The organism is Pantoea sp. RG18 (assembly GCF_025910075.1).
GTDB lineage: Bacteria > Pseudomonadota > Gammaproteobacteria > Enterobacterales > Enterobacteriaceae > Pantoea > Pantoea agglomerans.
Map to the genome: position 1 here is coordinate 838,363 of NZ_JAPCIL010000002.1, position 18,319 is coordinate 856,681.

Here is an 18,319-nt window from a genome sequence, read left to right on the forward strand (position 1 = left end):
AGCACAAGACGGTCTCCTGTAAAGGAAAAGAACCCCTTGCAAAGGACGAAAAAGTGTCTATCCCCGATTCATGGGATTTGAGTGATAACCAGAGACTTTTTATTGAGTCGTTTCTGGACCCTAAAAACAAATAACGTTGTCAGACCATTTCTTCGTCACTGTTCTTTTAAAACCGGAATTTCCGGTGGGCCTATAAATGCCCTTACCACATCCTGTACGACCAAAGGGTGTCGCCTCTTTCTATAAGGTGACCGCAAAAACTTTTACGCCCGATTCCGGCGAAGGAGTGAACCAAATGAATATTATTAAAATGTCCTGGCTCAGCGCGTATGCATTCTCCTTTGCGTTCTGGTCTGCGGCGGTGTGGATAACCCTGTAATTTGAATTAAAATCACCTTTTCATGATGCCTCGTGACTTCACGGGGCATTTTCGTTTGCGATCGATTGTAGCAATTTGTGTTGTAATCAAAACGTTAACGAAATTGTGGTCTATCTTTAACATAAACCTTTGTCTCTCTGAGGTTTAAAGACCATGAATGAAAGGAGGAGCTATGTCGTCTACCCTACGCGAGCAGAGTCAGGAAGTACTGCAGGTCGACACCAAAAAATATCACATCTTCAGTCTTCCCCATGCTGCTCAACACCTTGGCAATATCGATCGCCTGCCAAAATCCCTCAAGGTCCTGCTGGAAAATTTACTGCGCTATCAGGATGGTGACTCTGTTACGACGGAGGACATCCAGGCGCTGGTTGACTGGCAAAAAGATGCCCACGCCGATCGAGAAATTGCCTACCGGCCAGCCCGTGTATTAATGCAGGACTTTACTGGCGTGCCTGCGGTAGTCGACCTTGCTGCGATGCGAGAAGCAGTGAATCGGCTAGGCGGCGATGTGGCGAAAGTAAACCCGCTGTCACCGGTTGATCTGGTTATCGACCACTCGGTGACTGTCGACCATTTTGGCAATGATGACGCCTTTGAAGAAAACGTCCGGCTGGAGATGGAGCGAAACCATGAGCGCTACGTCTTTCTCCGCTGGGGCCAGAAGGCGTTTGATAAATTCCGCGTGGTGCCACCAGGAACCGGTATTTGCCATCAGGTGAACCTGGAATATCTCGGCAAGGCAATCTGGCATGAAACCGTTGATGGTGAAGAGTATGCCTGGCCCGATACGCTGGTCGGTACGGACTCTCACACCACCATGATCAACGCGCTTGGCGTGCTGGGGTGGGGAGTAGGGGGAATCGAAGCCGAAGCCGCTATGCTCGGTCAGCCTGTCTCAATGCTTATCCCGGATGTGGTGGGTTTCAAACTCACCGGCAAATTGCGGGCCGGCATTACGGCAACCGACCTCGTGTTAACCGTCACCCAGATGCTGCGTAAGCACGGCGTTGTCGGTAAATTCGTTGAATTTTACGGTGATGGCCTGGCCGATCTGCCGCTGGCAGACCGCGCAACCATTGCCAACATGGCACCGGAATATGGCGCAACCTGCGGATTCTTCCCGGTTGATGACGTCACGCTGAGCTATATGACCCTGACCGGACGCGATGCCGAACAGGTAGCGTTAGTGGAAGCCTATGCCAAAGCGCAGGGTCTGTGGCGCAACCCTGGCGATGAGCCGCGTTTTACCAGCACTCTGGCGCTGGATATGAATGAGGTGGAATCGAGTCTCGCAGGACCAAAACGTCCGCAGGATCGGGTGTCGCTGGGCGATGTGCCCGCCGCGTTTGATGCCAGCAATGAGCTGGAAGTGAATCAGGCGCAGAAACCCTATAAAATCGTTGAGTATACCGACAGTGATACCGGGCTGACGCATAAGCTGACCGATGGGGCGGTGGTGATCAGTGCGATTACCTCCTGTACTAACACCTCCAACCCCAGCGTCTTAATGGCGGCCGGTTTACTGGCGAAGAAAGCGGTCGAGCGGGGTCTGAAACGTCAGCCGTGGGTCAAAGCCTCGCTGGCACCCGGTTCTAAAGTGGTTTCAGATTACCTGGCCGTCGCGCAACTGACCTCTTATCTCGACGAGCTGGGCTTTAATCTGGTTGGTTATGGCTGCACCACCTGTATCGGTAACTCCGGCCCGCTGAAAGATGAAATCGAGTCTGCGATTAAAGCCGGCGACCTTACGGTGGGTGCTGTGCTGTCCGGCAACCGCAACTTTGAAGGCCGTATTCATCCGCTGATTAAAACCAACTGGCTGGCGTCGCCGCCGCTGGTGGTGGCCTATGCGCTGGCGGGTAACATGAAGATCAACCTGCAGACCGAGCCGCTGGGCCACGATCGTCAGGGCCAGCCGGTCTACCTGAAAGATATCTGGCCTTCACCGGAAGAGATCGCTACGGCCGTGCAGCAGGTCACCAGCGACATGTTCCACAAAGAGTACGCTGAAGTCTTCGACGGTACGCCAGAGTGGCAGGAGATTAAGGTGAGTGAAGCCGCGACTTACGACTGGGATGAGGGATCGACTTATATTCGTCTGTCGCCTTTCTTTGACGATATGGAGAAAGAGCCTAAGCCGGTGCAGGATATTCGCGGTGCGCGAGTGCTCGCCATGCTGGGCGACTCGGTCACCACTGACCATATTTCACCGGCGGGCAGCATCAAAGCGGAAAGTCCGGCCGGACGGTATCTGCTGTCACACGGCGTGGAGCGTACAGACTTTAACTCCTATGGTTCGCGTCGCGGTAACCATGAAGTGATGATGCGCGGTACGTTCGCCAACATCCGTATCCGCAATGAGATGGTACCCGGCGTGGAGGGCGGTTATACCCGACACTACCCAAGTGGCGAACAGCTGGCCATCTATGATGCGGCAATGAAATATCAGGCGGAAGGCGTGCCGCTGGCGGTCATCGCGGGTCTTGAGTATGGCTCTGGTTCAAGTCGCGACTGGGCGGCGAAAGGACCACGTCTGCAGGGGGTCAGGGTAGTAATTGCGGAATCTTTTGAGCGTATTCACCGCTCAAACCTTATTGGGATGGGCATCCTGCCACTGGAGTTTCCGCAGGGCGTGACCCGTAAAAGCCTGGGGCTGACCGGTGAGGAGCGCATTGACGTGGAAAACCTTCAGGCACTGACGCCTGGTTGCAGCGTTAAAGTGACGCTGACCCGTGCTGACGGCAGTAAGGAAGAGCTGGACACTCGCTGTCGCATCGATACCGGTAATGAGCTGACCTATTACCGCAATGACGGCATCCTGCACTACGTTATCCGCAATATGCTGGACTGATAAAAAAAGCCGGGAAAACCCGGCTTTTTTATGTGGCTTACAACGTCTGTAATAAGAAGCTGTGAGACCGTGGCTGCACACGGAACACGGTCAGATCGGAAAGACGCAAAAGCCGTGATCCATGACATGCCCGGCCCGCGCAATTACGCACCTCATCCCTGAGGTGCGCCCGTACCGGGCCAACGCTTTGCGTTGTTCAAAAACGCTCCCGGCGTTTTTATCCGGGCGGCGGGACGCTTTCTTCTTCTGACCGTGCCCCGTGCGCGTTTAGCTAATCCGTTGCTTGAGGATTCTCTCAGATTGGGCTTCTTCAAGGGTCAGATGCCAGTGAATCCCAGCTTATTTATGACTTCGGCAGCAGATGCCCCATCTTTTCCGCTTTCGTATCCAGATAGTGCGCATTCTTCGGATTACGTCCCACGACCAGCGGCACGCGTTCAACAATGTTGATACCGGCTTCGCTGAGGATCTCCACTTTACGCGGGTTATTGGTCAGCAGTCGCACTTCATTGACGCCCAGCAGTTTGAACATATCGGCGCACAGCGTGAAGTCGCGCTCATCGGCGGCAAAGCCCAGCTGATGGTTCGCTTCTACCGTGTCATACCCTTTGTCCTGCAACGCATAGGCGCGGATCTTATTCAGCAGACCGATGTTACGGCCTTCCTGACGGTGATAGAGCAGTGCGCCGCGACCCTCTTCTGCGATGGCATTGAGAGCGGCTTCCAGCTGAAAACCACAGTCGCAACGCAGGCTGAAGAGTGCATCGCCGGTCAGGCATTCAGAGTGAACGCGCGCCAGTACCGGCTCGTTATCATTAATATCGCCAAAAACCAGTGCAACGTGGTCATGTCCGGTTGCCAGTTCTTCAAAACCAACCATCAGGAAATCTCCCCATGGCGTGGGCAGTTTGGCTTCTGCCACCCGTTTAAGCTGCATGTGACTCTCCAGAACCTTCAGAGGATGCACTATCATCATGATAGTGCACAGGCCAGTGTGGCCCGACAAACGTGCAATATTGTGCCACAACCCGCAAGCGGGCTGGTAATCTCTGATACCAATTGCAGTGATAAAGCACAATTATCCAATCGGCAACGGTTATGTTATTCTTTTTTAAGCTAAAGTTATGCAATTGCTCTCTTTTGACGCCGGGATAAGGGAAGAGGATGTTTAAGATTTCACGTCGTACCACCTTTGGAATGCTGCTGCTGCTGATCATGCCGGTTGCGGTCTGGCTCAGCGGCTGGCGCTGGCAACCAGGCGAAAGCAATGCGCTGCTGAAAGGTCTCTTCTGGATGACCGAGACCGTCACCAACCCCTGGGGCATTGTTACCAGCGTCGTGCTGAGTGCCTGGATGCTCTGGTGCCTGCGCTTTCGGCTGAAGCCAGCTATCTTACTGCTGCTGATCATGAACGCCACCATTCTGGCCGGGCAATACACCAAATCCTATATCAAAGAGCAGATTCAGGAGCCGCGTCCCTATGTGATCTGGCTGGAACAGCATCACGGGCTGGATGAAAAGACCTTCTACGAGCTGAAGCGCAAACAGCGTGGCGAGATGGTAACCTCACTGATTGCCGATGAGACACAGCTCCCAGGCTGGCTGAAACGGCACTGGGCGTTTGAAACCGGTTTCGCGTTCCCGTCGGGACATACTATGTTTGCCGCCAGCTGGGCGCTGCTGGCATTGGGTCTGCTCTGGCCGCGTCGGCACTATAAAACCGTGGTGGTGATCTTTCTGTGGGCCACCGGCGTAATGGCGAGTCGTCTGCTGCTGGGCATGCACTGGCCACGGGATCTGGCGATGGCAACCATACTCTCCTGGCTACTGGTCACCATTGCCACCTGGCTGGCGCAGCGATTCTGTGGCCCGCTGACGCTGCCGCCGGAAGAGCAAAAAGAGGTGGCGCAGCGGGAGCCCTGATTGTAATTCACCCGTAAGACCCCATATTATTAGACGGGCCTGCGTAAAAGCGACCCGCCCGATGCTGCTGGGAGCAGCATTTTTGCTGGAGTTTTGGCATAATTCTACCCGACAACCTCACAACAGGATGCACTGTGAAATATTTGCTGATTTTTTTAGTGGTACTGGTCATTTTCATTATTTCCGTCACCCTGGGTGCGCATAACGATCAGGTCATTACTTTTAACTATCTGCTGGCGCAGGGTGAGTTCAGCATCTCGACCTTACTGGCATCCCTGTTTGGCGCAGGTTTCGTGCTTGGCTGGATCATCTGCGGTCTGTTCTGGTTACGGACCCGCGTCTCCCTGGCGAATGCCAACCGGAAAATTAAGCGTATGCAGACCCAAATCGAGCAGAGTACTACCCTGGCGACCACGCCATCTTCTCCGGCTGGCCGGGAATAATCCCTGATGCATGAATTGCTGTTTCTGTTACTGCCGGTGGCGGCAGCGTATGGCTGGTATATGGGCCGTCGCAGCGCGCATCAGGATAAGCAACAGGAAGCCAACCGACTGTCACGTGAATATGTCGCTGGCGTAAACTTCCTGCTCTCCAATCAGCAGGACAAAGCGGTCGACCTCTTCCTTGAGATGCTGAAAGAGGACAGCGGCACGGTTGAAGCACACCTGACGCTGGGCAATCTGTTCCGTTCGCGCGGGGAAGTCGACCGCGCCATCCGCATCCATCAGGCTTTAATGGAAAGCGCCTCCCTGAGCTATGAGCAGCGACTGCTCGCCGTACAGCAACTGGGCCGCGACTATATGGCGGCGGGCTTATATGACCGCGCGGAAGACATGTTTAAGCAGCTCACCGATGAAACTGACTTTCGGGTGGGTGCGCTGCAGCAACTGCTGCTGATTCACCAGGCAACCAGCGACTGGCAGCAGGCGATTGAAGTCGCAGAGCGGCTGGTTAAGCTTGGCAAAGAGAAGCAGAAAGGCGAAATAGCCCACTTCTACTGCGAGCTGGCTCTGCAGGCGATGAGCAGCGACGATCTCGATCGTGCCATGAGCCTGCTGAAGAAAGGGGAGTCGGCCGATCGCAACAGCGCACGCATCTCGATCATGATGGGCCGTATCCTGATGGAAAAAGGGGATTACGCCAAAGCGGTGGGCCATCTGCAGCGGGTGCTGGATCAGGATAAAGAGCTGGTGAGTGAAACGCTGGGGATGCTGGAAACCTGTTTCCAGCAGCTCAATCAGCCCGACGCCTGGTCAGAGTTTCTTCATCGCTGTGTTGAAGAGAACACCGGCGCAGCTGCGGAGCTCTATCTGTCTGACATCCTTGAGCAGCAGCAGGGGCCCGAAGCGGCCCAGAATTACATCAGCCGTCAGCTGCAGCGTCATCCTACCATGCGGGTGTTCCACCGCCTGATGGATTTAAATCTGCATGAAGCGGAAGATGGCCGGGCGAAAGAGAGCCTGATGGTGTTGCGTGACATGGTCGGCGAACAGATCCGCACCAAGCCGCGCTATCGCTGCCAGAAGTGCGGCTTTACCGCCCACGCACTCTACTGGCACTGCCCATCCTGCCGCACCTGGTCTTCAGTTAAGCCCATCCGTGGCCTCGACGGCCAGTAAACCGGCCGTTACAGCTGCACTGTTAATAGCCCATTATAGTTACAACATACTAGAGAGCAGGTTAGCTTACAGACCTCAGCGACAGTGCATAATTTGCCAGGCAGGAGGGCAATGGCGATTGTGATGGTCAGACACCGCAGGTAGAATGCTTGCCGTTTGTCTAATGCGCCTGCGGGCGCCTGTTGCAGAGGAAATGCCATGCCTTCACCCCACAACGTGACCGCTTCGCCGATTCTGGTAGCGCTGGATTATCATGACCTCGACAGCGCACTGCGTTTCGTCGACCAGATCGATCCCCGCAGTTGCCGCCTTAAAGTAGGCAAAGAGATGTTTACGCTATTTGGCCCCTCGCTGGTTAACACTCTGCAGCAGCGCGGCTTTGAAATCTTCCTCGATCTTAAATTCCACGATATTCCCAACACCACCGCTCATGCCGTGGCGGCCGCTGCCGATCTCGGGGTCTGGATGGTCAACGTCCATGCCAGTGGTGGGGCTCGGATGATGAACGCGGCGCGTGAAGCGCTGCTTCCCTTTGGTAAAGAGGCGCCCCTGCTTATTGCGGTGACTGTACTGACCAGTATGGATGCAGAAGATCTCAAAGGGCTGGGCATTACGCTTTCTCCTGCTGAACAGGCAGAGCGACTGGCGAAGCTGACACTGTCGTGCGGGCTGGATGGTGTGGTCTGTTCCGCCCATGAGGCTGTCCGCTTCAAACAGGTTTTAGGTCAGGAGTTTGCGCTGGTCACGCCGGGGATTCGCCCGGCAGGCAGTGATGCAGGCGATCAGCGTCGCATCATGACACCTGAGCAGGCGAAGCAGGCGGGCGTGGACTATATGGTTATCGGGCGTCCGATCACCCAATCCGCCGATCCCGCCGCCACTCTGCAGGCGATCCTGCACAGTCTGGAGACACAATAATGGCGAAGGATAATCCACTGGTTTACTCAACCGACAGCGGGCGCATTACCCAGCCGGAGCCGGCGAAGGAGCGGCCAAAAGGGGATGGCATTGTGCGCATCCAGCGCCAGACCAGTGGTCGCAAGGGAAAAGGCGTCTGCCTGATTACCGGTATCGACCTGGACGACGCGGCATTGACGCTGCTGGCGGCCGAACTCAAAAAGAAGTGCGGCTGTGGGGGTTCGGTGAAAGAGGGCGTTATCGAGATTCAGGGGGATAAGCGCGATTTACTGAAAAGCCTGCTGGAAGCCAAAGGTATGAAGGTCAAACTGGCGGGTGGCTGAAAAAAAATCGGGCTACCGAAGTAGCCCGATTGTTGTGTAGATGCTTAGCGTAGCCGATTATTCTTTTAATAAGGTCTTTAGTGGACCTGATGACCGATAATACCACCGACAGCGGCGCCACCGACTGTGCCGAGTGCGCTACCATTGGTCAATACTGAACCCCCAATCGCACCCGCGCCCGCGCCAATAGCGGTGTTGCGGTCACGTTTAGACCAGTTAGAACAGCCGCTCAGTGCAACAGCTAACGTGGTCGCCAGTACAACGGCAGTGATTCGTTTCATTGTTGTTGTCATACACTTCTCCTTTGATGTGCTCACAGAGGCAACACTCTTAGTATAGCTCCGATATTTCCTCAGCCCGCTTGTGTCGCATCATTGCCGCATCCGTGTCGGCATGGAAATGTGATCACCATGGACAAACCGTTTGTAGCGGGAGAGTCGCAATGTAAACCCGACAGGGCCACGCATTGCCTGAGAGGATTCTAAGCGTTCTGGTTAAATTCCGAAGATAGAAAATTCTGAAATCACGACACATTTTTGCATTCACAGCCATTCCTTCTGCGTTTATAGCCATTTGCTCCATAACTCTTTCGCGTCCGACTCCGCAAAATTCAGGGACGATTGTCAGCAGGAGAAAATAGATGCTGGAACACCTGAAACAACAGGTTCTGGAAGCGAATCTGGATCTACCCAAATACAACCTGGTGACCTTCACCTGGGGCAATGTCAGCGCTGTTGATCGCGAACAGGGTTTGCTGGTGATTAAACCTTCCGGCGTGCGCTATGAAGTGATGAAGCGCGACGACATGGTCGTGGTCGATCTGGCGAGTGGCGACGTGGTGGAAGGGGATAAACGCCCCTCCTCGGACACGGCGACACACCGCGCGCTTTACCTCGCCTGGCCGGAGGTGGGTGGCATTGTCCATACCCATTCGCGGCATGCGACCATCTGGGCCCAGGCAGGACGACCGATTCCTGCCTGGGGAACCACCCACGCCGATGACTTCTATGGTGAGATCCCCTGTACCCGGTCGATGCGCAATGAAGAGATTCAGCACGACTACGAGTGGAACACCGGTGAGGTGATTATCGAAACTTTTGCGCAACGCGGGTTGTCTCCTTCGGCGATCCCGGCGGTACTGGTCAACTCTCATGGCCCGTTTGCCTGGGGTAAAGACGCCCACGCTGCGGTGCACAGCGCGGTTGTGCTGGAGGAGGTGGCGTATATGGGCCTGTTTAGCCAGCAGCTGACCGCTAATCTGCCGCCGATTAACCAGACGCTGCTTGACCTGCACTACCTGCGAAAGCATGGCGAGAACGCCTGGTACGGGCAAAAATAGCGAGCGGGACGCCACGGCGTCCCGTTTTTTTTAGTCTCATCTGAGACTGGTATGGCGATCTCCATCATAGTTATCAAAACAACAGGTCATTAAAAATAAAACAGCGTTTCATTTTATCGAGGCGATCACTGTTTTGATTACCTCAAGTCACTACTTTGCTTGCATCGCCTTCGGGCACTTCCTGCTCCACCCTCTGGCATAGCAAAGGTGACATCCATATGCATATCAAACGTGCAATAGACAAAATTCCGGGCGGTATGATGCTCATTCCGCTCTTTATCGGCGCACTCTGTCATACGTTTTCTCCAGGCGCCGGAAAATATTTCGGTTCTTTCACCAACGGCCTGATGACCGGCACTGTGCCCATTCTGGCCGTCTGGTTTTTCTGTATGGGCGCGTCGATTAAACTCAGCGCCACCGGGACGGTACTGCGTAAATCGGGCACGCTGGTGCTTACCAAGATTGCCGTCGCCTGGGTTGTGGCTGCCATCGCCTCACGGGTGATGCCGGAGAATGGCGTAGAAGTAGGGATGTTTGCCGGCTTATCGACGCTGGCGCTGGTGGCTGCCATGGATATGACCAATGGCGGCCTTTATGCCTCGATCATGCAGCAATATGGTTCCAAAGAGGAGGCAGGTGCGTTTGTGCTGATGTCTCTGGAGTCCGGGCCATTAATGACCATGGTTATCCTGGGCACCGCCGGCATCGCCTCATTCGAGCCGCACGTGTTTGTGGGGGCGGTCCTGCCGTTTATTGTGGGGTTTGCATTAGGGAATCTTGATCCGGAGCTGCGCGACTTCTTCGGAAAAGCGGTCCATACGCTGATTCCTTTCTTCGCCTTTGCTCTGGGTAACACCATTAACCTGGGTGTCATTGCGGAAACCGGACTGCTGGGCATCATGCTGGGCGTGTCGGTGATCATCATTACCGGTATCCCACTCATTCTGACTGATCGGCTGATTGGGGGCGGGGATGGCACGGCTGGCATAGCTGCATCCAGTACGGCAGGCGCAGCGGTGGCGACACCGGTGCTGATTGCCGAGATGCTGCCGCAGTTTAAACCGATTGCCCCTGCTGCCACGGCGCTGGTGGCAACGTCCGTGATTGTGACCTCCGTGCTGGTGCCGATCATCACGGCCATCTATTCAAAACGTGTTAAGCGTCTTCATGTTGCCGTGGAGCAGCGTGCCGCTATTAAGTAACCCGCCTAATCAATCCCCGACGCGCGAGTCGGGGATCACTCTGGATTTTGTGTTGTAAATCAATCTCTCATTTGGTCTGGCCTCACTCTGCATTACGCTGATGTGGCGTATTTAACGCATCAAATATAAACAGAGGATGAGACAATGACAGTTATTAACCAAGCAACGTGCAGATTATTTACCGAAGTCGGCAACACCACGCAGTTAGTCGCCTATTACGAAGAAGGGCGTCGTACTATGTGGATGATGTTGCGTGCACAGCCCCGTCCGAGCTTCAACCATGAACTGATTGAGGAGATCATGAATCTGAGCTACGCCGCTCAGCGTTCCGGTCTGCCGATCGACTTCTGGGTTACCGGCTCTCTGGTGCCACAGATGTTTAACGCCGGTGGCGATCTGCGCTTCTTTGTCGAGTGCATTCGCAATAACCGCCGTGAGGCGCTGCGGGCCTATGCCCGTGCCTGCGTTGACTGCATCCATTCGGCAGCACGGGGGTTTGATACCGGCGCGGTGACGCTGGCGATGATTGAGGGCAGTGCCTTAGGCGGCGGATTCGAAGCGGCGCTGGCGCATCACTTCATTCTGGCGCAGAACAACGCGCGGATGGGCTTTCCGGAAATTGCTTTTAACCTCTTTCCCGGCATGGGCGGCTACTCACTGGTCGCGCGTCGTTCCGGCATGAAACTGGCAGAGGAGTTAATTTGTGAAGGGGAGTCCCACAGCGCAGAGTGGTATGAAACGCGCGGACTGGTGGATAAAGTCTTCCAGCCTGGCGACAGTTACCGCGCCACCCGCACCTTTATCGATACGTTACGTCCTAAACTCAATGGCGTGCGGGCTATGCTGAAAGCGCGTCAGCGCGTGCTGCAATTGTCACGCGCTGAGCTGATGGATATTACCGAAGATTGGGTCGATTACGCCTTTACCATCGAACCTAAAGACATTGCTTACATGGAACGCCTGGTTCAGTTACAAAACCGCCACAGCGCATCACTGCGTAAAGCGGGTTAATCTGAATTAGCGTTAAACGCGGGCAGGATGCTTAGCCAGCCAATGCCCAAACTGTTCCGCGGGCATTGGTTTTGCGTAGTAGTAGCCCTGACGCCCATCGACACCACTGTTAAGGACAAACTTCTCTTCATCCGGGGTCTCAATACCCTCTGCAATCACCTGCAAATCGAGCGCCTTGGCGACGGCGACAATAGCTCGTACCAGCGATTGTGAGACGGGCTGTTTATTAATATCGCGGATAAAGCTTTGGTCGAGCTTGATGGCATTGATCGGCACTCGTGCGAGCTGAGAAAGCGATGAGTAACCCGTGCCGAAGTCATCCAGATGAACCTGTGCGCCCAGCTCCTGAAACTGCTTCATCAGCCGCAGGGCTTCAGCTTCATTCTCTATCAGGCAGCTTTCTGTGAGCTCAATATCGATAGGACAGTCGGTGATATTCGCCTCATGCAGTGCCTGTTTCAGGTCATTATAGATGCTTTGATCAATCAGCTGACGTGCCGACACGTTGACGGCGACGCGCAGAAAAATGCCCTGCTGGCGCCAGACGATAATCTGTTTCAGCACATTGAGCATGACCCAGCGTCCCAGCGGCACAATCAGTCCCGACTCTTCGGCATAGGGAATGAAATCAGCAGGGGAGACCAGGCCGCGCTCGGGTGAGTTCCAGCGTACCAGCGCTTCGGCGCTGCGGACTTCACCATCACTGTCAATTTTCGGCTGGTAATGCACCAGCAGGTGATCCAGCTCCAGCGCCTTACGCAGATTGGTGTCCAGCCACAGGTACTCAAAGACCCGCTGGTTCATCTCTGCCGCGAAGACACAGAACTTGCCACGACCGTTCTCTTTGGCGTGATACATCGCGGTGTCAGCATTGCGAATAAGGCTCTCGCGATCTTCACCGTGCAGCGGCGCGAAAGCGATCCCGATAGAGCAGCCGCTGTACACTTCGATCAGTCCGATACGAAAAGGCTGACGCAAACGCTCAAGAATGCGGGAGGACATCGCCTCCAGCGCAGCCTGGCTGGTGTGCTCAGCCAGCACCACAAACTCATCGCCACCCAGCCGGCCCAGAGTCTGGTCTTTACCCAGACAGCTAAGAATCGCCAGTGAGACCGCCTGCAGTAACTGATCGCCGAACATATGACCGTATGCGTCGTTCACTTTTTTGAAATTATCGAGATCGAGGTAGACCACACCGGTCTCATCGCGCTCAGATCGCTCCAGCGCCAGGCTAATCTGTTGATGAATTGCGTTGCGATTTGGCAAACCGGTCACCGTATCGGTGTTTGCCAGCACCCGCAGGCGTTCCTGGGCGCGTCGCTCCTCGGTTATGTCGGTGCCAGAACAGATGAGGAAAATTTCATTTTTGCCACTGCCGCTGTGAACAAACTTATTACGAAACAGAAACAGTCGCTGACCTTTTTTGGTTTTAACCCAGCGCTCCACCTCATAGGAGTTACCGTCACGGAAGAAGCCCGCAATGTTGCGTCGTGACTGAGAGGCCTCCTGTTTGGTCATAAAGAGCTGAAAGACGTTACGGCCGATAACCTCATGCTCATTCAGACCGGTGTATTCTTCACTAAGACGGTTAAAACGCTGAATATTGCCGCGCTGATCGAGGATCACAATCACCGAGTTGGCTTCAGAAACCACCTGTTCGGCGAATGAAAGACCCAGGGTTAAGTCGCGGGCGACCGCTGAGGTATCGCCCCAGGCAGAAGCGGTTCCTGCCCAGGTCGCCTGGTTCACTTTCCGTCCGACAAAATGCATCGGAACATCAATGCCCTGCAGCGTCATAGTCAGATTGATGCTTGAAGTGATGACCGGCATCGCGCGTATCATGGCTGCCTGGCCGGGGGTTAACGGCAGGGCGATATTAGTTTGTGACGACTCATCTTCGGCAAAATGCAACGCATCGCTGTCCGCGGTCAGACGCCAATGAGGGCTGGTTGTACCGAAAAGGGTGTACAACAACGTTTGCCCTTGTTCATCGGTCATGGAAACTTCCTCCGGGAAGTGCTCTGCAGGCGTTATCTCATTATTTTAGCAACAGTATTCATCATCTGACGCCAGCACAAGATGCAAACCGAATATATTTTCCCATCCAGATAAGAATGGCACAAAAAAGCCCCGACATTGCGGGGCTGTTTAGTGCGGTCAGCAGGGACATTTACCCAGTTTGCCTGCCTGGCTGGGGAAGCGGGCATCCAGACAGTAACGGTGGAAATCGCGCTCATTCATCGGCGGCTGATCGGGATGATGGAGTCGCATATGCTGCAGATATTTTTGATAATCCTGCACCCCGACCATTAAGCGAAAACACTGTTGCAGGCCGCGCCAGAATCCCCGCCAGCTGAATGTCTGTGGCTGTGGGGCGGCGGCAGGCTGGCAGCGGATAATCTGCCACTCTCCCTGCGGACGCCGGGACTGATGAATAGCATCAGACATGACGCACCTCCTTGTTGCGCAGCGTCACAACGGACTCATGCGTAGTAGGAAGATCGCTGCGCAGCGCCCGGCGAATGACAAAGAACGCAGAGATGAGCATCGTGACTGCCACCAGCATAAAGAAGGCGCACAGGGCCGCGTTAATCTGATTGCTGAAGACGATGGTCTGCATATCCGCCACGCTTTTTGCCGGGGCGATGATCACGCCTTCATCCAGCCCTTTGCTGAACTTATTCGCCTGCGCCAGGAAGCCAATCGACGGTTTATCATGGAAGATTTTCTGCCAGCCGGCAGTCATCGAGGTGATAAACAGCCAGACAGTTGGCAGGATAGTCACCCAGGCGTAACGCTGCTTTTTCATTTTGAACAGCACCACGGTGCCGAGGATCAGCGCCATGGACGCCAGCATCTGATTGCCGATACCAAACAACGGCCACAGGGTGTTAATGCCGCCGAGCGGATCGACCACACCCTGATAGACAAAGAAGCCCCAGCCCGCCACCGCCACGGTCGTGCCGGCCATATTGCCCAGCCAGGAGCGGTTATTCGCCATAGAAGGCACCACGGTGCCTGCCAGATCCTGCACCATAAAGCGGCAGGCGCGGGTACCGGCATCGACCGCCGTCAGAATGAACAGCGCTTCAAACAGAATGGCGAAGTGATACCAGAACGCCATCATCGCCCGGCTGTTAAAGATCTCGGTAATGATGTGGGCCATTCCCACCGCGAAGGTTGGCGCGCCGCCTGCGCGGGACAGGATCGAGCCTTCACCCACGTCACGGGCGATGCCGCTCAGCATTTCCGGCGTGACGACAAAGCCCCAGCCGTTGATCACCTGAGAGGCGCTTTCAACGGTGGTACCAATCAGCGCAGCCGGGGAGTTCATGGCAAAGTAGACGCCCGGATCGAGTACCGAGGCACAAATCAGCGCCATGATCGCCACAAAGGATTCCATCAGCATCGCGCCATAGCCAATAAAGCGGATATGACTTTCCCGCTCCACCAGTTTTGGCGTGGTGCCGCTGGAAACCAGCGCATGGAAGCCGGAGATGGCGCCGCAGGCAATAGTAATAAACAGGAACGGGAACATCGCGCCGGAGAAGACCGGGCCGGTGCCGTCGATAAATTTGGTGACCGCCGGCATTTTCATCTCTGGCATGGCAAAGACAATCCCCACCGCCAGCCCGACAATCACGCCGATTTTAAGAAAGGTCGAAAGGTAGTCACGCGGAGCCAGCAGCAGCCAGACCGGCAGCACGGAGGCAATAAAGCCGTAGATCACCAGCACCCAGGTCAGTGAGGTGCCTTTCAGGGTAAAGAAGGGCCCCCAGTAAGGATGCTGGGCTACGTCACCGCCATAGATAATCGCCGCCATCATCAGCACAAAGCCAATTAACGACACTTCGGCGATTTTACCGGGCCGGATAAAGCGCATGTAGACGCCCATAAACAGCGCAATCGGAATGGTGGCCGCGATGGTAAACAGTCCCCACGGGCTGTTCGCCAGCGCCTTGACCACCACCAGCGCCAGCGCCGACAGGATAATGATCATGACGCCCAGCGCGCCGAGCATGGTCACCACACCGGCAAACGCACCCAGCTCCTGCCGCGCCATCTCGCCCAGTGAACGGCCATCACGACGGGTTGAGATAAACAGGATCAGGAAATCCTGTACCGCACCCGCCAGCATCACCCCGACCAGGATCCAGATGGTGCCAGGCAGAAAGCCCATCTGCGCCGCCAGAATCGGACCCACCAGCGGGCCGGCACCGGCAATAGCCGCAAAGTGGTGACCAAACAGCACCCATTTATTGGTCGGGACATAATCGAGCCCGTCGCTCAGCCGCTCGGCAGGCGTCATCCGGCGGTCGTCCAGTTCGAAAATATTGCGGGCGATAAACAGGCTGTAGAAGCGATAAGCGATGCTGTAACAGGCGACAGCGGCTATCACCAGCCAGACTGCGTTGACGTGTTCGCCGCGGCTGAGGGCCAGCATGGCGAAAGCGCCCGCGCCGATTAACGCCACCACTAACCAGATCGCACTGGTTTTGACGTTTTTCATGACTAACTCCTTGTGAGGACCGAGAGGAAAGCGATCGAAAACAACGAGTCAAACTTAATGTAATGGAATGTAAGTGAAAGTTAATCAGTGGAGAAGTGTGAAGCGGGGTACAAATTTAACTTTTTTGCAATGCGGGCGGGGTGGAAACAGACGGGATAACCGGAGTTATCCCGCCCGATTGACTGCTCAGTACGTCACTACTCAGACGGCGGGACGCGCCACGACGCTGCGGGTTTCCATGCGGACTTCGGCGATGGTGACATCAATCACATCGGTCACACGATAAACCACTTCGCCTTTGATCTGAACGCTGCCATTTTCCTGGCTGCAGACCAGCTCATCACGCACCGCGTGAATGAACGGCGCCGGGATAAAGGCCACCGCGCCAAACTCCAGCAGGCGAACACGCATGCCACCACGTGACACATCGATAATCTCGGCGCTGAAGCGACGGTCGGTTGCTGCAAACGGTGCCAGATAACGGGCGTAGAGCCAGTCGCCAACATCACGCTCCGCCATGCGGTTCAGGCGGCGGCGCTCACTCATCGTCACCGTCAGCGCATCATCCGGACGAGCGATCTGCTCACCGCGAATAATCGCTTTCAGCAGACGATGGTTGACCATGTCGCCGAACTTACGAATCGGTGAGGTCCATGTGGCGTAAGCCTCAAGTCCCAGGCCAAAGTGCGGGCCAGGCTCGGTGCTGATCTCAGCGAAGGTCTGGAAGCGACGGATCCGGCTGTCGAGGAACTGGGTTGGCTGGGCATCAAGCTCACGACGCAGCACGCGGAAACCTTCCAGCGTGGTGATTGCCTGCGCATCCACGGTAATACCATGGTTTGCCAGCACGGCGGCGGCCTGTTCAGCATTGGTGGCATCGAAACCGGCATGGACGTTGTAGATACCAAAACCGAGACGGTCACGCAGCACTTTCGCCGCGCAGACGTTGGCCAGAATCATAGACTCTTCGACAATGCGGTTAGCGATGCGGCGCGGTTCAGCCACAATCTCCAGCACTTCACCTTTTTCACCCAGCAGGAAGCGGTAATCCGGGCGATCTTTAAACACCAGCGCGTGAGTCTGACGCCACTCGCTGCGCGCCAGGCAGAGGCGATGCAGCAGGCGAATCTGTTCAGCAATCGCCTCACTTTCCGGCTGCCATGAGCCGCTGTTTTCCAGCCAGTCAGAGACGTCGTCATACGCCAGCTTGGCTTTGGATTCGATCCAGGCGGCAAAGAACTCAACGTCATCACCTAAACTGCCATCGGCTGCCACGGTCACGCGGCAGGCCAGGGCAGGACGGCGCACATTCGGACGCAGCGAGCAGACATCATCAGAGAGTTCGCGCGGCAGCATCGGGATGTTAAAGCCCGGCAGGTAGTTGGTAAACGCACGCTGCGCCGCCAGCTTATCGAGCTGACTGCCTTCCGGCACATAGGCGGTAGGGTCGGCGATAGCGATGGTCAGACGCAGGGCGCCATCGTCCAGTGCTTCCGCAAAGAGCGCATCATCCATATCCTGGGTGCTGGCGCTGTCGATGGTAACGAAATCCAGCGCGGTCAGATCTTCACGCGTCAGATTTTCATCCAGCATCTCGCCAAAACTGACATCGGGCGCTTCACGCTCAAGGTTATGACGCGACAGCGTCACCCACCACGGCGCCAGATGGTCTTCAGCTTTGACAATAAAATCGGTAAGTTCGGCATAAAAGCCGCGATCGCCTTTTAGCGGATGGCGACGCATCTCCGCCACGGCCCAGTCACCATTCTCAAACTCATGGCTGACATCGCGCGCAGGGCGACACTGGATCGCATCCTTCAGCAGGGGGTGATCCGGCACAATCGACAGGCGATCGTCTTTCTTCTGTACCCGGCCAACAAAGCGGCTCAGGAACGGCTCAACCAGGGTTTCCGGCTCAGCGCTTTCGCGATCTTTATCGCTGTGGATCACGGCGGTGATACGATCGCCGTGCATCACTTTCTTCATCTGCGGTGGCGGAATGAAGTAACTTTTTTGCGCATCGACTTCCAGAAAGCCGAAGCCTTTTTCAGTGCCTTTTACGACGCCTTCAGCACGAGGCGTTTGCGAATGGAGCTTCTCTTTCAGCTGCGCGAGCAGCGGGTTATCCTGGAACATAATTTTTACGTTTCGTTGGCTGATTGCGGCTGACAGTTTTACGCGAATCGACGTCGCGCGGCAAGGCAAAAAGCCGGACGAGCCGGCTTTTTAGGGGGGAGTGAA

Annotated in this window: 15 protein-coding genes; 9 read left to right on the forward strand and 6 right to left on the reverse strand. The window is 55.5% G+C overall.

Features of this window, described 5'->3' with window-relative positions; translation table 11 throughout:
- The first annotated feature begins 551 nt into the window (after positions 1 to 551).
- A complete protein-coding gene (gene acnA / locus OK409_RS04355; RefSeq protein WP_264366797.1) occupies positions 552 to 3,233 on the forward strand; it encodes an aconitate hydratase AcnA in 2,682 nt (893 codons plus the stop codon).
- A 343-nt stretch (positions 3,234 to 3,576) separates the two neighbouring features.
- On the opposite strand, the gene ribA is transcribed toward acnA, so the two are convergent.
- The gene (gene ribA, locus OK409_RS04360) at positions 3,577 to 4,170 is read right to left on the reverse strand and encodes a GTP cyclohydrolase II (protein WP_010244482.1); all 594 of its coding nucleotides are present in this window, start codon (positions 4,168 to 4,170) and stop codon (positions 3,577 to 3,579) included.
- A 227-nt stretch (positions 4,171 to 4,397) separates the two neighbouring features.
- On the opposite strand from ribA, the gene pgpB reads away from it, so the two are divergent.
- The 5 genes from pgpB to yciH all read left to right on the forward strand — a co-directional run bounded on the left by pgpB (position 4,398) and on the right by yciH (position 8,016).
- Complete coding sequence (gene pgpB, locus OK409_RS04365; RefSeq protein ID WP_033769163.1) at positions 4,398 to 5,156, forward strand: phosphatidylglycerophosphatase B; 759 nt, start codon at positions 4,398 to 4,400, stop codon at positions 5,154 to 5,156.
- Positions 5,157 to 5,290: 134 nt separating this feature from the next.
- The gene (locus OK409_RS04370; protein ID WP_010670247.1) at positions 5,291 to 5,599 is read left to right on the forward strand and encodes a LapA family protein; all 309 of its coding nucleotides are present in this window, start codon (positions 5,291 to 5,293) and stop codon (positions 5,597 to 5,599) included.
- A 6-nt stretch (positions 5,600 to 5,605) separates the two neighbouring features.
- On the forward strand, positions 5,606 to 6,775 hold the full coding sequence (lapB, locus tag OK409_RS04375; RefSeq protein WP_010244490.1) for a lipopolysaccharide assembly protein LapB: 1,170 nt from the start codon (positions 5,606 to 5,608) through the stop codon (positions 6,773 to 6,775).
- Positions 6,776 to 6,973: 198 nt separating this feature from the next.
- Positions 6,974 to 7,693, forward strand: a complete 720-nt coding sequence (gene pyrF / locus OK409_RS04380; RefSeq protein WP_022625580.1) for an orotidine-5'-phosphate decarboxylase — start codon at positions 6,974 to 6,976, stop codon at positions 7,691 to 7,693.
- On the forward strand, positions 7,693 to 8,016 hold the full coding sequence (yciH, locus tag OK409_RS04385; protein ID WP_010244495.1) for a stress response translation initiation inhibitor YciH: 324 nt from the start codon (positions 7,693 to 7,695) through the stop codon (positions 8,014 to 8,016). Before pyrF ends, yciH begins: the two co-directional genes overlap by 1 nt.
- Before the next feature lie 77 nt (positions 8,017 to 8,093).
- On the opposite strand, the gene osmB is transcribed toward yciH, so the two are convergent.
- On the reverse strand, positions 8,094 to 8,309 hold the full coding sequence (gene osmB / locus OK409_RS04390) for an osmotically-inducible lipoprotein OsmB (RefSeq protein ID WP_003853848.1): 216 nt from the start codon (positions 8,307 to 8,309) through the stop codon (positions 8,094 to 8,096).
- A 347-nt stretch (positions 8,310 to 8,656) separates the two neighbouring features.
- Between osmB and araD the strand changes: the two genes are divergently transcribed.
- From araD to OK409_RS04405, 3 genes are all read left to right on the forward strand, one after another.
- Positions 8,657 to 9,355, forward strand: a complete 699-nt coding sequence (araD, locus tag OK409_RS04395; RefSeq protein WP_010244508.1) for an L-ribulose-5-phosphate 4-epimerase — start codon at positions 8,657 to 8,659, stop codon at positions 9,353 to 9,355.
- A 218-nt stretch (positions 9,356 to 9,573) separates the two neighbouring features.
- Positions 9,574 to 10,557 carry a 2-keto-3-deoxygluconate transporter gene (gene kdgT, locus OK409_RS04400; RefSeq protein ID WP_010244511.1) on the forward strand — a complete coding sequence of 328 codons (984 nt, stop codon included), beginning with the start codon at positions 9,574 to 9,576 and terminating at the stop codon, positions 10,555 to 10,557.
- A gap of 144 nt (positions 10,558 to 10,701) precedes the next feature.
- A complete protein-coding gene (locus OK409_RS04405; RefSeq protein WP_003853843.1) occupies positions 10,702 to 11,568 on the forward strand; it encodes a crotonase/enoyl-CoA hydratase family protein in 867 nt (288 codons plus the stop codon).
- A gap of 12 nt (positions 11,569 to 11,580) precedes the next feature.
- Here the strand turns inward: OK409_RS04405 and pdeR are convergent, their stop codons facing one another.
- The 4 genes from pdeR to OK409_RS04425 form a co-directional block, all read right to left on the reverse strand.
- Positions 11,581 to 13,566 carry a cyclic di-GMP phosphodiesterase gene (gene pdeR / locus OK409_RS04410; RefSeq protein WP_264366798.1) on the reverse strand — a complete coding sequence of 662 codons (1,986 nt, stop codon included), beginning with the start codon at positions 13,564 to 13,566 and terminating at the stop codon, positions 11,581 to 11,583.
- 159 nt (positions 13,567 to 13,725) lie between these two features.
- Complete coding sequence (locus tag OK409_RS04415; RefSeq protein WP_010670244.1) at positions 13,726 to 14,016, reverse strand: YbdD/YjiX family protein; 291 nt, start codon at positions 14,014 to 14,016, stop codon at positions 13,726 to 13,728.
- Positions 14,009 to 16,078 carry a carbon starvation CstA family protein gene (locus OK409_RS04420; RefSeq protein WP_245116504.1) on the reverse strand — a complete coding sequence of 690 codons (2,070 nt, stop codon included), beginning with the start codon at positions 16,076 to 16,078 and terminating at the stop codon, positions 14,009 to 14,011. The genes OK409_RS04415 and OK409_RS04420 overlap by 8 nt, the downstream gene beginning before the upstream one ends.
- 201 nt (positions 16,079 to 16,279) lie before the next feature.
- Positions 16,280 to 18,214: an exoribonuclease II gene (locus OK409_RS04425; RefSeq protein ID WP_264366799.1), complete on the reverse strand. Its 1,935-nt coding sequence runs from the start codon at positions 18,212 to 18,214 to the stop codon at positions 16,280 to 16,282.
- Positions 18,215 to 18,319 lie beyond the last annotated feature (105 nt).

Excerpts from the sequence above, each read along its gene's own strand:
- acnA (WP_264366797.1), top strand. The coding sequence starts at position 552 with ATGTCGTCTACCCTACGCGAGCAGAGTCAGGAAGTACTGCAGGTCGAC.
- ribA (WP_010244482.1), bottom strand. The coding sequence starts at position 4,170 with ATGCAGCTTAAACGGGTGGCAGAAGCCAAACTGCCCACGCCATGGGGA.
- pgpB (WP_033769163.1), top strand. The coding sequence starts at position 4,398 with ATGTTTAAGATTTCACGTCGTACCACCTTTGGAATGCTGCTGCTGCTG.
- lapB (WP_010244490.1), top strand. The coding sequence starts at position 5,606 with ATGCATGAATTGCTGTTTCTGTTACTGCCGGTGGCGGCAGCGTATGGC.
- pyrF (WP_022625580.1), top strand. The coding sequence starts at position 6,974 with ATGCCTTCACCCCACAACGTGACCGCTTCGCCGATTCTGGTAGCGCTG.
- yciH (WP_010244495.1), top strand. The coding sequence starts at position 7,693 with ATGGCGAAGGATAATCCACTGGTTTACTCAACCGACAGCGGGCGCATT.
- osmB (WP_003853848.1), bottom strand. The coding sequence starts at position 8,309 with ATGACAACAACAATGAAACGAATCACTGCCGTTGTACTGGCGACCACG.
- araD (WP_010244508.1), top strand. The coding sequence starts at position 8,657 with ATGCTGGAACACCTGAAACAACAGGTTCTGGAAGCGAATCTGGATCTA.
- kdgT (WP_010244511.1), top strand. The coding sequence starts at position 9,574 with ATGCATATCAAACGTGCAATAGACAAAATTCCGGGCGGTATGATGCTC.
- OK409_RS04405 (WP_003853843.1), top strand. The coding sequence starts at position 10,702 with ATGACAGTTATTAACCAAGCAACGTGCAGATTATTTACCGAAGTCGGC.
- pdeR (WP_264366798.1), bottom strand. The coding sequence starts at position 13,566 with ATGACCGATGAACAAGGGCAAACGTTGTTGTACACCCTTTTCGGTACA.
- OK409_RS04415 (WP_010670244.1), bottom strand. The coding sequence starts at position 14,016 with ATGTCTGATGCTATTCATCAGTCCCGGCGTCCGCAGGGAGAGTGGCAG.
- OK409_RS04420 (WP_245116504.1), bottom strand. The coding sequence starts at position 16,078 with ATGAAAAACGTCAAAACCAGTGCGATCTGGTTAGTGGTGGCGTTAATC.
- OK409_RS04425 (WP_264366799.1), bottom strand. The coding sequence starts at position 18,214 with ATGTTCCAGGATAACCCGCTGCTCGCGCAGCTGAAAGAGAAGCTCCAT.